The 14,770-nt window shown below is 38.3% G+C and carries 15 protein-coding genes; 10 read left to right on the forward strand and 5 right to left on the reverse strand.

Translation table 11 applies throughout. The features are described from left to right. The first annotated feature begins 4 nt into the window (after nucleotides 1–4). Entirely contained in the window at nucleotides 5–904 is a 900-nt protein-coding gene (locus AC4IF5_RS09025; protein WP_490733728.1) for a leucine-rich repeat domain-containing protein, read from the forward strand. Between the two features lie 2 nt (nucleotides 905–906). Here AC4IF5_RS09025 and AC4IF5_RS09030 read toward each other — a convergent pair whose 3' ends face one another. Then, the gene (locus tag AC4IF5_RS09030; RefSeq protein WP_123274767.1) at nucleotides 907–1,230 is read right to left on the reverse strand and encodes a translation initiation factor; all 324 of its coding nucleotides are present in this window, start codon (nucleotides 1,228–1,230) and stop codon (nucleotides 907–909) included. Between the two features lie 349 nt (nucleotides 1,231–1,579). Here AC4IF5_RS09030 and gpmI point away from each other — a divergent pair, with 349 nt between their 5' ends. From gpmI to AC4IF5_RS09055, 5 genes are all read left to right on the forward strand, one after another. After that, entirely contained in the window at nucleotides 1,580–3,121 is a 1,542-nt protein-coding gene (gpmI, locus tag AC4IF5_RS09035) for a 2,3-bisphosphoglycerate-independent phosphoglycerate mutase (protein ID WP_490733730.1), read from the forward strand. Nucleotides 3,122–3,271: 150 nt separating this feature from the next. Beyond that, nucleotides 3,272–4,249 (forward strand): acyl-ACP desaturase, encoded by a 978-nt coding sequence (locus AC4IF5_RS09040; protein WP_490733732.1) that lies wholly within the window; start codon nucleotides 3,272–3,274, stop codon nucleotides 4,247–4,249. A 98-nt stretch (nucleotides 4,250–4,347) separates the two neighbouring features. Continuing rightward, nucleotides 4,348–4,779, forward strand: a complete 432-nt coding sequence (locus AC4IF5_RS09045) for a BT0820 family HAD-type phosphatase (RefSeq protein ID WP_490733734.1) — start codon at nucleotides 4,348–4,350, stop codon at nucleotides 4,777–4,779. A gap of 87 nt (nucleotides 4,780–4,866) precedes the next feature. Further along, complete coding sequence (map, locus tag AC4IF5_RS09050; protein ID WP_490733736.1) at nucleotides 4,867–5,676, forward strand: type I methionyl aminopeptidase; 810 nt, start codon at nucleotides 4,867–4,869, stop codon at nucleotides 5,674–5,676. Continuing rightward, complete coding sequence (locus AC4IF5_RS09055) at nucleotides 5,676–6,443, forward strand: class I SAM-dependent methyltransferase (protein ID WP_490733738.1); 768 nt, start codon at nucleotides 5,676–5,678, stop codon at nucleotides 6,441–6,443. Before map ends, AC4IF5_RS09055 begins: the two co-directional genes overlap by 1 nt. Nucleotides 6,444–6,536: 93 nt before the next feature. Here the strand turns inward: AC4IF5_RS09055 and AC4IF5_RS09060 are convergent, their stop codons facing one another. The 3 genes from AC4IF5_RS09060 to AC4IF5_RS09070 form a co-directional block, all read right to left on the reverse strand. Then, nucleotides 6,537–6,869 carry a DMT family transporter gene (locus tag AC4IF5_RS09060; protein WP_490733739.1) on the reverse strand — a complete coding sequence of 111 codons (333 nt, stop codon included), beginning with the start codon at nucleotides 6,867–6,869 and terminating at the stop codon, nucleotides 6,537–6,539. A 249-nt stretch (nucleotides 6,870–7,118) separates the two neighbouring features. Then, complete coding sequence (locus tag AC4IF5_RS09065; protein ID WP_490733741.1) at nucleotides 7,119–7,682, reverse strand: Crp/Fnr family transcriptional regulator; 564 nt, start codon at nucleotides 7,680–7,682, stop codon at nucleotides 7,119–7,121. Nucleotides 7,683–7,943: 261 nt separating this feature from the next. After that, entirely contained in the window at nucleotides 7,944–8,318 is a 375-nt protein-coding gene (locus tag AC4IF5_RS09070) for a winged helix-turn-helix transcriptional regulator (RefSeq protein WP_490733743.1), read from the reverse strand. Between the two features lie 89 nt (nucleotides 8,319–8,407). Between AC4IF5_RS09070 and AC4IF5_RS09075 the strand changes: the two genes are divergently transcribed. The 4 genes from AC4IF5_RS09075 to AC4IF5_RS09090 all read left to right on the forward strand — a co-directional run bounded on the left by AC4IF5_RS09075 (nucleotide 8,408) and on the right by AC4IF5_RS09090 (nucleotide 13,894). Next, nucleotides 8,408–9,406 (forward strand): NmrA/HSCARG family protein, encoded by a 999-nt coding sequence (locus AC4IF5_RS09075; protein WP_490733744.1) that lies wholly within the window; start codon nucleotides 8,408–8,410, stop codon nucleotides 9,404–9,406. A gap of 375 nt (nucleotides 9,407–9,781) precedes the next feature. Beyond that, the gene (gene era, locus AC4IF5_RS09080) at nucleotides 9,782–10,657 is read left to right on the forward strand and encodes a GTPase Era (protein WP_490733745.1); all 876 of its coding nucleotides are present in this window, start codon (nucleotides 9,782–9,784) and stop codon (nucleotides 10,655–10,657) included. Nucleotides 10,658–10,724: 67 nt separating this feature from the next. Continuing rightward, entirely contained in the window at nucleotides 10,725–11,153 is a 429-nt protein-coding gene (locus tag AC4IF5_RS09085) for a DoxX family protein (protein ID WP_490733747.1), read from the forward strand. A 338-nt stretch (nucleotides 11,154–11,491) separates the two neighbouring features. Next, entirely contained in the window at nucleotides 11,492–13,894 is a 2,403-nt protein-coding gene (locus tag AC4IF5_RS09090) for an alpha/beta hydrolase family protein (RefSeq protein WP_490733749.1), read from the forward strand. Between the two features lie 128 nt (nucleotides 13,895–14,022). Here AC4IF5_RS09090 and AC4IF5_RS09095 read toward each other — a convergent pair whose 3' ends face one another. Then, on the reverse strand, nucleotides 14,023–14,712 hold the full coding sequence (locus AC4IF5_RS09095; protein WP_490733750.1) for an HAD family hydrolase: 690 nt from the start codon (nucleotides 14,710–14,712) through the stop codon (nucleotides 14,023–14,025). Nucleotides 14,713–14,770 lie beyond the last annotated feature (58 nt).

Below are 14,770 nucleotides of genomic sequence, written 5' to 3' on the forward strand. Positions count from 1 at the left end.
GCTTATGAAAAAGCTTTTCCTACTTATTTCCGTTTTGACGCTTTCGCTGGCAAAGGCCCAGATCGATCCGGTGAAATATCCTACTTTTACTAATATTGAAGATGCCCTGAGCAGCCAGAAGACTGTTTACAGCATAAGCTTCAGAGAAAAAGGAATGTTTAACCTTCCTCCCCAGATTGTAAAACTGGATTCAGTATTTTTCCTGAATATTATGGCGAATAAGCTTGAAAAAATGGATCAGGAATTATTTGCATTAAAGGAGCTGGAAATATTGAATGTAAATGAAAACAGCATTAAGTATATTCCTGATGAAATAAGCAAGCTTAAAAAGCTGACGACCTTTTCCATGAACCTGAACAGCCTGACAAGTATTAATCCTAACATCGCGAAGCTTCAAAACTTAAAGGTGGTTCATTTTGATGCCAATAACCTGAATAGCTTTCCTGAGGCTTTAATGGAAATCCCTACGTTAGAAGAAATCAACCTTCAGGGAAACCAGATCAGCTTTATTGCAGACCGGCTTGATCAGATCAGAAATCTGAAGTTTTTAAACCTTTCCGATAACCAGATCAATGATTTAGGGAACTTATCTTTTCCTAAAAACTTAAAATATCTCGAATTACAGCAGAATGCTATTGTGAAGCTTCCGGAGAATCTGTTTAAAGCTCAGAATCTTGAATTTCTGAATGTAAGCGGAAACAATATCAAGGAAATATCATCCAGAATAAAAGGATTGAAAAATATAGTCAGTATGAATCTGGCCAACAATTATCTGAAAGATATTCCTGTAGAGATCAGACAGCTGAAAAACCTTAAAACTTTGATCCTTACAGGGAATCCTATAGAAAAAAATAAAATTGAAAATTTAAAGGCCTTACTGCCGGAAACCCAGATCTATTTCTAGATCTATCCGCCAACACGTTTGGTCTTATATCCCATTTCTTTAAGGATATTCATTATTTTATCACGGTTATCCCCTTGAATGATAATCGTTCCATCCTTTTCAGAACCGCCTATACCTAAGGTGGTTTTTATTTTCTTTGAGATTTTTTTCAGCTCTTCCTCACTGCCTTCCCAGCCTTCAACAATCGTTACAGGCTTACCGTTTCTTCCTTTTTTCTCAAATTTGCATACCAGAGGCTCCTTTTGCTTGAATTCTTCTTCAGGCATTTCAAAATCCTGCTCTTCATGATCAGGAAAAAGATTCTTCAATTGATCTCGTAAATCCATACCGCAAAATTAAAAAGATTTATGAATTGGCGGAGGCAAAAGTTGTAAAATTTATCATTTGGGAGTCTCTCGCAGATAGCGCAGATGCCGCAGATTTTTATTTAACCTGTGATGCGTATGCTGAATCAGCGAAACCTGAATAAATATAAATCAAATTACAAGATTGGTAAACTTGCATAAAGCTATCTGCTCGATCTATAATAATTTGCGGGAGAACGAATTATACGTACAGAATTTTACCATACAAAAAGATAGAAAGCTGATTAAGGAAAAAGACACAAAATTCAAGACCTCAAATTCTTCTATTCATAGGAAATTAGGTAAATTTGTATAACAAAAGTTTTACAAAATGTCAAAAAAAGCAATACTGGCAATCCTTGACGGATGGGGACTGGGAACAAACCCGAATGTTTCCGCAATAGATAAAGCAAATACACCATTTATAGACAGCTGTTACAAAAAATTTCCACATACGACACTTGAAGCAAGTGGCCTGGCGGTCGGTCTTCCGGCAGGACAGATGGGAAATTCTGAAGTAGGACATATGAATCTTGGAGCCGGAAGAGTGGTTTACCAGAATCTGGTGAAGCTCAATATGGCGGTTGAGAACGGAACTTTAGGACAGGAGAAAGTCATTCAGGATGCTTTTGAATATGCTAAAAAAGAAAATAAAAAAATACACTTCATCGGATTGGTTTCCAATGGAGGAGTGCACTCCCATATCAATCACTTGAAAGGATTGTTGACTGCTGCGAAAGAGTTTGGCTTAAATGAGAATGTTTTCGTTCACGCCTTTACTGATGGCAGAGACTGTGATCCGCATTCAGGGCTTGGGTTCATTGATGAGCTTCAGAAACATATGGAAGCCACTACAGGAAAGCTGGCAACCGTTGTAGGAAGATATTATGCGATGGACAGAGATAAAAGATGGGAGCGTGTAAAGCTGGCTTATGATGCCCTTGTAGAAGGAGTGGGAGAGCAGAGTACAAACGCTTTGGCATCTATTCAGGCTTCTTATGATAATAATGTAACTGATGAATTCCTGAAGCCTATTATTTTAATGAATACGACCGCGACAGGTAATGTAGTGCCGGTAGCCAAAATTATTGATAATGATGTGGTGATCTGTTTCAATTTCCGTACAGACAGAGGACGGGAAATTACAGAAGTGCTTTCACAGAAGGATTTTCCGGAATATGCTATGAAAAGGCTGAATCTTTATTATATTACGCTGACCAACTACGACAAAACCTTCCAGAATGTTCAGGTTGTTTTTGATGAAAATGTATTGACGGAAACAATGGGTGAGGTTCTTGAGAAAAACGGTAAAACCCAGATCAGAATTGCCGAAACTGAAAAATATCCCCACGTTACCTTTTTCTTCTCAGGAGGAAGAGAGCTGGAATTTAACGGAGAGAAAAGATTGCTGTGCCCAAGCCCGAAGGATGTTCCTACTTATGATCTTAAGCCGGAAATGTCAGCATATGATATCACCAATGCTATCGTACCGGAATTGGAACAGGGAACCGCTGATTTCGTTTGTTTAAATTTTGCCAATACGGATATGGTAGGACATACAGGAGTTTTTGAAGCGGCGGTAAAGGCGGCAGAAACTGTAGATCAGTGTATTGAGAAAGTGGCTACAACCGCTTATGAAAACGGATATGCTGTTTTCATCCTTGCTGACCACGGAAACTCCGATGTGATGATCAATGCAGACGGTACTCCTAATACCCAGCACTCTACCAATCTGGTTCCTTTTATTGTAATGGATAAAGACCATACATGGAACTTAAAACCGGGAAAACTGGGCGATGTAGCTCCTACAATCCTGAAAGTAATGGGAATCGAAATACCAGATGCAATGACAGGAGATGTTTTAGTTAACTAAAATTCAATAATAATGTTAAAAAAATGCCGTTATAATGATATATCGGCATTTTTTTATGATTTATGTCAGATAAGGTATGACTTGCATACTTTATTATGCGATAAATAATAAATAAATCATATCTTTGCTAATTAAAAACTGAATAGTAAAATGTATCAAAAGCTTGTTAGGAAAGAAGTAATGGGAATATTGGAAAAGGAAGTTGGTTCTTTTCTTGAGAAATTTTTAACGCCAATTGAAAAAATATGGCAGCCTTCTGACATGCTTCCGGATCCTTCAAGCGATGAATTTAAACATGATTTAGAAGAAATTCAGACTTTTGCCCGTGAGATGCCTTATGATCTGTTTGTAACGCTGATCGGGGACTGTATCACGGAAGAAGCTCTTCCTTCTTATGAATCCTGGCTGATGGGAGTAGAAGGAATCAATCAGGAAGAAAAAGTAGGCTGGGCCAACTGGGTGAGAGCCTGGACTGCAGAAGAAAACAGACACGGAGACCTGTTGAACAAATACCTTTACCTGTGCGGAAGAGTGAATATGAGAGAAGTTGAGATCACTACTCAATATCTGATCAATGACGGTTTCGACCTCGGAACCAGCATGGACCCGTACAGAAACTTTATCTATACAAGTTTCCAGGAAACGGCAACCAATATCTCCCACAGAAGAGTAGGCACATTGGCTAAGCAGTCCGGAAACGGAAAGCTGGCTAAAATGTGTGGTGTGATCGCGGCAGATGAAGCAAGACACGCTAAAGCCTACAAGCATTTTGTAGCTAAGATCCTTGAAATAGATCCTTCGGAAATGATTCTTGCATTTGAAGATATGATGCGTAAGAAGATTGTAATGCCGGCTCACCTGATGAGACAATCAGGACAGAAGGCCGGAGAGCTTTGGGGACATTTCTCAGATGCTGCACAGAGATGTATGGTATACACAGGACAGGATTACATTAATATTATGAAAGACTTACTGGATGAATGGAAAATTGAGCATGTAAAAGGTCTTACAGAAAAAGCAGAGAAAGCCCAGGAGTACCTGATGAAGCTTCCTGCAAGACTTCAGAAGATCACAGACCGGGTTTCCACTCCGGATCTTCAGTTCCAGTTCAGCTGGGTTAAGAGCTAGCAGCCCATATTATTATTTTAAATTATAAAAGTATTGAGTGCCTTTCTTTTTGGCACTCTTTTTATTTCTTATCTTTGCAAAGCTAAAAAAAGAACAAAATGTTAAATAATAAAAAAATTGCTGTTGACTTTGACGGAACCATTGTTGATGATGCTTATCCGGCAATTGGGAAACCGAAAATTTTTGCTTTCGAAACATTGAAAAGACTTCAGGCTGAGGGCTATAGACTTATCCTCTGGACATACAGACACGGAAAAACATTGGACGAAGCGGTAGAATTCTGCAAACAGAACGGGATAGAATTTTATGCGGTGAATTCAAGTTTCGAAGGAGAAGTTTTTGATGCGGAAACTCAGTCCAGAAAATTAGATGCAGACTGGTTCATTGACGACAGAAACTTAGGTGGTTTCCCGGGATGGGGTGAAATCTACAATATTATTCAGGAAAGAATAGAATTCCGTGTAGAAGGAAAAGAAGTTCTGGCCTATTCAAAACTTAAAAAAGAAAAGAAAAAAGGACTTTTCTGGTAAAAAAATAATATAACAATTTAACAGTGTACCAATTTATCAATTTAATATTGTTACACTGATACATTAATACATTGGTAAATTAGTACAATGATTCAATTAAAAACGATAGACGAATTACGTCTGATGAAGGAGAGTGCCCGATTGGTTTCCAAAACATTGGGAATGCTGGCCAAAGAAATAAAACCGGGGATTACCACGTTATATTTAGATAAGCTGGCTCATGATTTTATCAAAGATCATGGTGCTGAGCCTGCATTCTTAGGCTATGGAGGATTCCCTAACTCTCTGTGTATTTCACCGAATGAGCAGGTAGTTCACGGTTTTCCGAATAATGAAGTCGTAAAAGAAGGAGACGTTCTTTCTGTAGACTGTGGCGTTATTCTGAATGGTTTCGTAGGAGACCATGCCTATACTTTTGAAATCGGGGAAGTGAAGCCTGAGGTAAAAAAATTATTACAGGTTACCAAAGAATCTCTTTATAAAGGGATCGAGCAATGTATCAGAGGAAAAAGAATCGGAGATATTTCCCATGCGATCCAGGCACATTGTGAAAAAGAAGGCTATGGAGTGGTAAGAGAACTTGTAGGACATGGTTTGGGAAGACAAATGCATGAAGATCCGCAGGTACCAAACTACGGAAGACAGGGAAGCGGAAAAGTGATCAAGGACGGTCTGGCCATTGCTATCGAACCGATGATCAACCTTGGAACTGAAAAGGTAAAGTTCCATAATGACGGATGGACGGTAACTACTTTGGACAACATGCCATCAGCTCACTTTGAGCATGATGTAGCGGTGATCAATGGTAAGCCGGTATTGCTTTCGACATTTGAATATGTATATGAAGCTTTAGGTATTGTAAGTGACGAAGAAAAGCAGTTCCAACTGGATTTTTAATGAAAAAGTTCACTAAGCTTTTACTGAATAAAATTCCACGCCCTATGCTGATCAAAATGAGCATCTGGGCAAGACCGCTTATCTATCAGCTTTTCAAAGGGGATCAGTTTTACGATCCTATTGATGGGAGATCATACCGTAAGTTTCTTCCATACGGATACGGAAAGCAAAGAGAAAATGCTCTTTCTCCGGGAACACTGAGCCTGGAGAGACACCGCCAGATGTGGCTGTATCTTCAGAATGAAACTGATTTTTTTATTAAAAATTATAAAGTTCTGCATATTGCTCCCGAGCAGGAATTCTTAAGAAAATTCAAAAGGATGAGCAATCTGAACTATATTTCAGCGGACCTTTATTCTCCGATTGTGGACGTAAAGGCTGATATTCTGGATTTACCTTTTCAGGATGAAACTTTTGATATCATTTTCTGTAACCATGTTCTGGAACATATCGAAGATGACGCTAAGGCAATGAGTGAGCTATACAGGGTAATGAAACCGGGAGGCTGGGGAATCCTTCAGGTTCCGTTGAAAAATTCATTGGAAAAGACCTACGAAGATTTTACCATCACAGATCCGAAAGAACGCCAGAAACATTTCGGACAATACGATCATGTCCGCTGGTACGGAATGGATTATTTTGAGCGCCTGAAAAAAGCCGGTTTTGAAACAGAAGCGAATTTCTATTCACAGAAGTTTTCAGAAGAAGAAATAAAAAAATATGGGTTGAGGATCAATGAGATCTTACCGTTAGTTTATAAAAAATAACGGGTAAAAGAATCTAAAATGCTTAAAAAACAAAACCGCCTTCATATTGCGAAGGCGGTTTCATTTTAAATATAGATAGAATTTTATGTGCTTTTAGTGTGATGAAGATACCGCTTTTAAGCCTATAACAGAAGCGATAAGGGTTACAATAAAAAATACCCTCCAAAAACTTACAGGATCTTTAAAGAAGATAATTCCCATCAGAGCCGTTCCTACCGCTCCGATTCCGGTCCATACCGCATAAGCCGTACCAATAGGCAAGGTCTGAGTCGCTTTGATGAGCAATAGCATACTTATTGTCATGGTCACGAGGAATCCTGCAAACCAATAATAAGACTCTGTTCCGGAAGTTTCTTTTGCCTTCCCTAAACATGATGCAAACGCAACTTCAAATAATCCGGCAATAATTAAGATAATCCAATTCATTTTTTTAATTTTTTCTTCTGCAAATTTCAGGATTTGAAAGGAGAAAAAATTTTACAATTGTTAAAAAATGATAATTGGGAATAATTTTAGGTAAGGAAGCCGGATGCCGGAAGCTGGAAGTTTTCTGGTCCGAATAAATAATTGACCGGGATTTTACTCATCCTACATTTCAATGAGTTAAGTTTAAACCTGATCTCAATAAAATGCTGATCAGGAATTACAGGTATAATAGTAATTTCCAGCCTCCCTCTATTTTATCTCCGCCCGGATTCGGCTCAGGCTTACCTGCGTAATTCCAAGATAAGAGGCAATATGTCCGAGCTGTACTCTTTTCAAAAGATCCGGATTATATTGTATCAGATCTTTATACCGTTCCAGAGAGGTCTTGAATTGTCTTGAAATAATTAGTTCCTCAGATTTGATCATTTCTGCTTCCGCCAGTTTTCTTCCCCAGTTGGCTATATGAATGTCTTCATTGAAAAGTTTTTTGAGATTTTCTGTTTCCAGCCTGTAAAGATCACAATCTTCAAGAAGCTCAATACTTTCATAGCCTGGCTTATCTTCTACATAGCTCTTCATGGAAAGGATGCACTGGCCTTCACTTCCGAACCAGAATGTAATATCATTTTCTGAAGTGGATGCGTAAGCACGGGCAATACCCTTACGTATAAAATAGAGATAGGGAATCACTTTATCAGATTCCATCAGGCAAAAGCCTTTAGGATGAGAAACTTCAGTGATATACGCTTTTAAGCTGGTTTTAGAAGCTTCCGGCAGGAGGTAGATTTGGTCAAGAATCTGGTCTATATTCATGAAGATGAATTCTAATATTCAAAAGTATCGGTTTTAAGTAATGGAATACAACATTATTGTATCATTTTTTGAATAAACTACCCCGGGGTAGTTTATTCTTCTTTTGTTTAAAGAGTTGGTTGGTACACGTTATCTCTTACCTTCTGCGGTTAATCCAATAACGCAGATCCAATCCTGCAACCAAAAAAATTATACTCATCACTAATGAAACATCATAAAATCTGTTTTTAATTTACCATTAATATTACCCGTCTCTGACTGCTATGAAGCTTGTATAAACTCACCGTTCTCACTCACAACCTGATTCCCCCATTTAGTAATCGCTTCTAAAACAGGAACAAAGCTTTTCCCGAAATCAGTTAAACTATAAACAACTTTTATGGGTGGCTTTTTACCATACACTTTTCTTAGTATCAAGCCGTCTTTTTCCAATTGCTTTAATTGCAGGCTCAATGTCATTTCCGTAATGGATGGCATTTCTTTACGAAGTTCGTTGTATCTCTTTGGCTCATCCTTTAAATGGTAAAGGATAACGGCTTTCCATTTTCCACCTACCAAATCCATAGTAAGGCTTACTGTACAGGGATAAACTTTCCCTTTAAGTTTTACATAATCTCCAATGCACTCTGTTTTCATTTTACACTTTTTTCGACCTATCCATTTCGATAGTTATTGCAAATATAATATCCTCTAAATAGTTTTGCAACTATAATAATTATAGTTATATGGTTTCACTAAATAAAAAAGAAATGGCATCTACTTTGAAAGAACATGAAGCAATACGAAAAAACAAACCGCTCATCACCATTGTCGGTGTTTTGGGTAAACAGGGGCGTAGTGTAGCGCATACGCTGTTAGAAAGCGGACGTTATCGGGTGCGTGGCATTACCCGCCGTGTTAATTCCCCGGAAGCTATTAAGCTGGCAGAACAGGGAGTTGAACTTATAAACTTACCGCTTGATCTCGGACACAAGGAAAAGTTTACAGAGGCATTCCGAGGCTCTGATGGTGTCTTCCTGATGACACCAAACATTGCCCCACCAGCTACCCATGAATTTGAATTAGGCAAACAGTTGGCAGATGCCGTTGTTGAAGCAGGGGTGCGGCATGTCATTTTTAGTAGCTTGGAAAACGTGGATAAAATAACAGGAGGAAAATTCTTCGCTCCCCACTTTACGGACAAAGCCAACGTGGAAGAATATATCCGGACTCTGCCTATCACAAGTTCGTTTATCTGCATGGCTTTCTTCTTCACCAATCTGATTGAATTTTATACACCCAAGTTAAAAGGAGATACACTCATATTTCCGATTTATTTACCCAAAGACTTCCGTGCGCCATTTGTTGATCCACTTACTTCTACCGGGCCTGCTGTTTTGGAAATCTTCTCAAACCCCGACAAATATTCCGGGAAGTCTTTACCGGTAATCGGCGATATTATTTCCCCACAGGAAATGGTGGACACATTTACAAAAGTTACAGGAAAAAAGGCTGTATACAGTTCGGCATATACGCGAGAAGAAATGCTTGACCATTTTCCGGAATTTAGTTCAAATGACGATTTGGTAAGGGAGATTTTGGGAATGGTTGAATATGCTGTTGAATATGGATATTTCAGTAAAGATCGTGACCTCCTATGGAGCAGGCAGATAAATCCCAAAACACTCACCTGGGCACAGTTTCTTCGTACAACGGGCTGGGCAGGTCAAAAACTCTCGTATTGAACGGAAATGAAATAAAACCAAAATGGTTTATCGGAATGATAAACTGACTGTTGAATAGCTTTAAGATAAGATAAAAAACAGGTAGATATTAAATACGATAATTTCAAGTATGAAAATCAAAGATTTTCAAAAAACTCAGGGGTACTTACTATTTTGCAGATTTGTCCTCTAAAAATAACTTAAGTGTTTAATAACTTCTGTGATTCTACGGATAAATATTCTTTAAATTAAAAAAAACTAATAATGCTTTCTCTTCAAAATTACCTTTGCAATGTAGTATAAATTCAAATAACTCTCTTTTTTCTTTTAAAAATTAAGATTAACCGTAAAGACCGATTTTGTTTTACTAACTTTGCAGCTCGTAATATTATTTTTATGCACAAAGCTGGATTTGTAAATATAGTTGGAAAGCCCAATGCCGGAAAATCGACCTTGCTGAACCAATTGATGGGAGAGAAGCTGGCGATCGTAACGCAGAAAGCTCAGACAACCCGTCATAGAATTTTTGGGATTTATAATGAGGAAGATCTTCAGATCGTATTTTCCGATACTCCGGGAGTATTGGATCCTAAATACGGACTGCAGGAGAAAATGATGGATTTTGTAAAGGATTCCCTGCAGGATGCTGATGTATTCCTGTTTATCGTAGATGTTACCGATAAAGCGGAACCATCAGAATTTTTGATCGATAAATTAAATAAAATTCCCGTACCCGTACTTCTGTTACTCAATAAAGTGGACCAGACCGATCAGGCGGGCCTTGAAAAGCTGGTAGAAGACTGGCACAACAGGATTCCAAAGGCGGAAATTCTTCCTATCTCTGCGCTGAATGCCTTCAATACAGAAATTATTTTACCTAAAATAAAATCTTTATTGCCAGAGAATCCTCCTTACTATGATAAGGATCAGTTCACAGACAAGCCGGAAAGATTTTTCGTAAATGAGGCGATTCGTGAAAAAATCCTTCTGAATTACGATAAAGAAATTCCATATTCTGTAGAAGTGGTTACAGAACAGTTTAAAGAAAAAGAGGGAATCATCTTTATAGACTCTATTATTTATGTGGAAAGAGATACTCAGAAGGGAATTATTATCGGTCACAAAGGAGAAGCGATCAAAAAAGTAGGAACTGAAGCCAGACTGGATCTTGAAAAGTTTTTCTCTAAGAAAATTCACCTGAACTTATTTGTAAAAGTGAAAAAAGACTGGAGAAAGAATGACAGGGATCTTAAAAATTTCGGATATCGATAAATTAAAAGTGTCTGTAATCCCGTTGTATTAAAAGATTTTTATTACCTTAGTCTAAATTTTTCAGTAAATGAACTATAATAATTCAAATTCGAGCTCAATACTTAAAGATATTATTTTATTAGCAGTAAGAGTATTTGTTGGTTTCGCAATGCTTTCTCACGGTTTTCCAAAGCTTCAGATGCTGCTGGAAGGCGGTAAAATCGAGTTTTTTGATTTTATGGGAATGGGACCTCAGATCTCTTTGATCTTGACGGTCTTTGCTGAATTTGTTTGTTCGATCTTACTGATATTAGGACTCTTTACAAGGATTTCTTTAGGATTCCTGATTTTTACCATGGTAATTGCCGCTTTTGTAGTACATGGAGCAGATCCTTTTGAGAAAAGAGAAATGAGCCTTATCTATCTTTCCGTTTATCTTTTACTGATGGTGATCGGAGCTGGAAAAGTTTCAGTAGATCATATGATAGAAAGAAGGAGAAGGGCTTCAGAGTGGTAATAAGATAAGTACGATAAAAGTAAAAAATATAGAATAAAAAGGCATCTCCGGAAGTGAGATGCCTTTTCTGTTCTTTACGGTCTGCAAGGATATGAAGCTGGAATGCAGTCCCAAATCGGAGCTCCGCTTTCTGTTCGTCCTACGACACAGGCTCTGTATCCTGAATCACATAATGGGGCACTTCCTCCGATAATCGTTCTCAGATTTCTTTTTGATAATTTTCTTAAATTTTGGTATGATAAAAGTAATAAAAAAACACAATATAACACTAAAAAGTGTCTTATTTTTAAATTTTATAAATCTTTTAAAATTCACTACATTCGTAGAAAATGAATTATATGAAGATAAAACTGACAATTTGCCTTCTGGCATTTCTCAATTTTTATGATGCACAGGAAAATATTACTTATCAAAAACCATCTGCTGAAATCCTGACACTGGCAGATTATCAAAGGCCACCAAGTGTCCTGATGAACAGTAAGAAAGATTGGGTGGTTTTCACCTACCGTTCTACCTATAAAACGCTGGAGGATCTTAATCAGCAGGAAATGAAACTGGGAGGACTGAGAATCAATCCCGTTACCAATATTGCAAGTACTGTTACTTATTTCAATAATCTGAAGATCAGAAAGATTACTGATAAAAATGAAACCCAGGTAAAAAACCTGCCTTCAGAAGTTAAAATTGCTTATCTTTCATTTTCTCCGGACGAAAAGACGCTGGCTTTTACCAATACGACAAGCAAAGGAGTGGAGCTTTGGGTTGTAGATATGGCAACGGCTACAGCAAAGAAGATTACAGAAGATAACCTGAATGCCAACTTAGGGGTGCCTTATACATGGTACAATGATTCCCAGAGGCTGCTGATCAGAACGCTTCCCCAAAACAGACCTGCATTGATAGATTCCGGTAAAGATCTTCCTACGGGGCCGATCGTATCAACAGCTGACGGAAAGGTTTCTCAAAACAGAACCTATCAGGATCTTTTAAAGAATCCTCAGGATGAGAAAAACTTTGAAGTACTCATCGCTTCTGAAATCTATAGCGCAGACCTGAACGGAACCCTTAACAAGGTTAGGGATCAGGATATGTATTCAGGAATAAGTTTTTCTCCTGATGGTAATTACCTGATGGTCTCTGTGATCAAAAAACCGTTTTCATATATTGTCCCTCTGAGCAGATTCCCGATGAGCACTACCGTATATGATATGAAAGGAAATACGGTAAAAGTAGTAAACGAAGTTCCTCTCAATGAAATTATGCCTAAAGGATTCTCATCCGTAAGAACAGGTAAAAGGAATATGATGTGGCGAAGTGATGCTCCGGCAACTTTAGTCTTCGCTGAAGCACTGGATGGGGGAGATCAGTATAAAACAGCGGATTACAGGGATGAGATCTTTACATGGGATGCTCCGTTTACCGCAACCCCAAAATCTTTTTTCAAAACAAAACAGAGATATGACGGCATCAGCTGGACAAATGATCATTACGCTATCGTTTCAGAAGAATGGTATGATACGAGGAATACAAAATCTTTCCTGGTTGATCTGAACAACGGAGAATCAAAGGTGATCGATGACAGAAATTCCCAGGACGTTTACAGCGATCCCGGGGACTTTAATATGATAAAAAATCAGTACGGAAGGTATGTGGTCGACATGAAAGGAGGAAAAACATATCTGATAGGAAAAGGATTTACAAAAGATGGCCAGCATCCGTTCATTGACGAGATGGATGTTAAATCACTGAAGAAGAAAAGACTCTATACTTCGAATCTTAAAAATGGTAAAGAAGAAATTATAGACATTTTGAACCCTTCAAAAGGTGAGATTTTAACGACTCAGCAGTCATCAAGCCAATATCCGAATTATTTTAAAAAGAATATTAAATCCAACAAAGCTGAGGCAGTCACCCACTTTGCCAACCCTTTTGAAAGTATCAGGGATGTTTACAAAGAAGTGATTACTTACAAGAGAAATGACGGCGTTACCTTATCCGGAACTCTTTATCTTCCTGCCAACTACGACAGGAAAGCAAAAAAAGAAAAGCTTCCTTTACTGATCTGGGCATACCCTACAGAATATAAGGATAAAAATACGGCAGGTCAGAATACCAAGAACCCGAATGATTTTACATTCCCGTCTTACGGGTCTTTTATCTACTGGACTACCAAAGGATATGCAGTTCTTGATAATGCGGCTTTCCCCATCATTGGTGAAGGCAAAACAGAGCCGAATGATACTTTCATTCCTCAGCTGGTAGCCAATGCCGCAGCTGCAATTGATGCAGTAGATAATTTAGGCTATATCGACAGAAAGAAAGTGGCAGTAGGAGGGCACTCTTACGGTGCGTTTATGACGGCCAACCTTTTGACCCATTCTAATCTCTTTGCATGTGGTATAGCAAGAAGCGGGGCTTACAACAGAACGCTGACTCCATTTGGATTCCAGACCGAGCAGAGAAATTACTGGGATGTTCCGGAAATCTACAACACAATGTCTCCGTTTATGAATGCTGACAAGATGAAAACACCGCTGCTGCTGATACATGGTGATGCGGACAACAATCCGGGTACATTTACCCTGCAGACGGAAAGGTATTTCCAGGCACTGAAAAATCTGGGTGCACCGGTGAAAATGGTTCTTCTTCCAAAAGAATCTCACGGATACCAGGCTAAAGAAAATATCTTACACCTTTTATGGGAACAAGATCAGTTCCTGGAAAAGTGTCTGAAGAAATAAGAATTAAAGGCTGTTTTATTACAAACAGCCTTTTTATTTGAGTGAAAGCGTATCGCTAAACCGTCATTGTGAACTAAAGATTAAGCAATCAATCTCATCTTATAACCTTAGCACAATCAGTAATGGTTTTAAAGATGTTTCAGAACCTCATCAATACTTTTCAGCTCCATAAAATTCGGATGTTCCAGATTAACATCATGCTGCTCATGGTTCCATGTGACATGATAAGGAATGTGAGCGGCATATCCGCCGGTTTCCAGTACAGGCAGAATATCCGATTTAATAGAATTTCCAAGCATCAGGAAATTTTCAGCCCGGCAGTCGAGATGCTTTAACAGCTTTTTATAATCATTTTCCTTCTTATCGCTCATGATCTCGATATGATGGAAGTAGTCCTGTAATCCGGAGTTTTTCAGTTTACGTTCCTGATCCAGCAAATCACCTTTAGTGGCTACTACTAATCTGTATTTTCCTTTTAAGCTTTCAAGGGTTTCGGTGACTCCGTCCAGGAGCTCAATAGGCTTTTGAAGAAGGTTCTGGCCAAGCTGGATTGATTGGTTAACCAATTCCAGGGAAGCAGTATTATTGGAAACCCTGCTGATGGTTTCAATCATGCATAGCATAAATCCTTTTACTCCATAACCATACAGATGAAGGTTCTGCATCTCTGTTTTAAATAATTCCTGTGATACCGAATGCTGTGGAAGATAATCCTCAAGCAGCATGCAGAATTCTTTCTCTGCCTCCTGAAAATAAGGCTCATTGATCCAAAGGGTGTCATCTGCGTCAAAAGCAATGGTTGTAATATGATTATTCATTTTTGTTTTGTAATTTTCTGCTCACAAAATTCAATATAAAAAATAAAAAAGGAAAGGA

This window comes from Chryseobacterium sp. UF-290 (genome assembly GCF_058245615.1).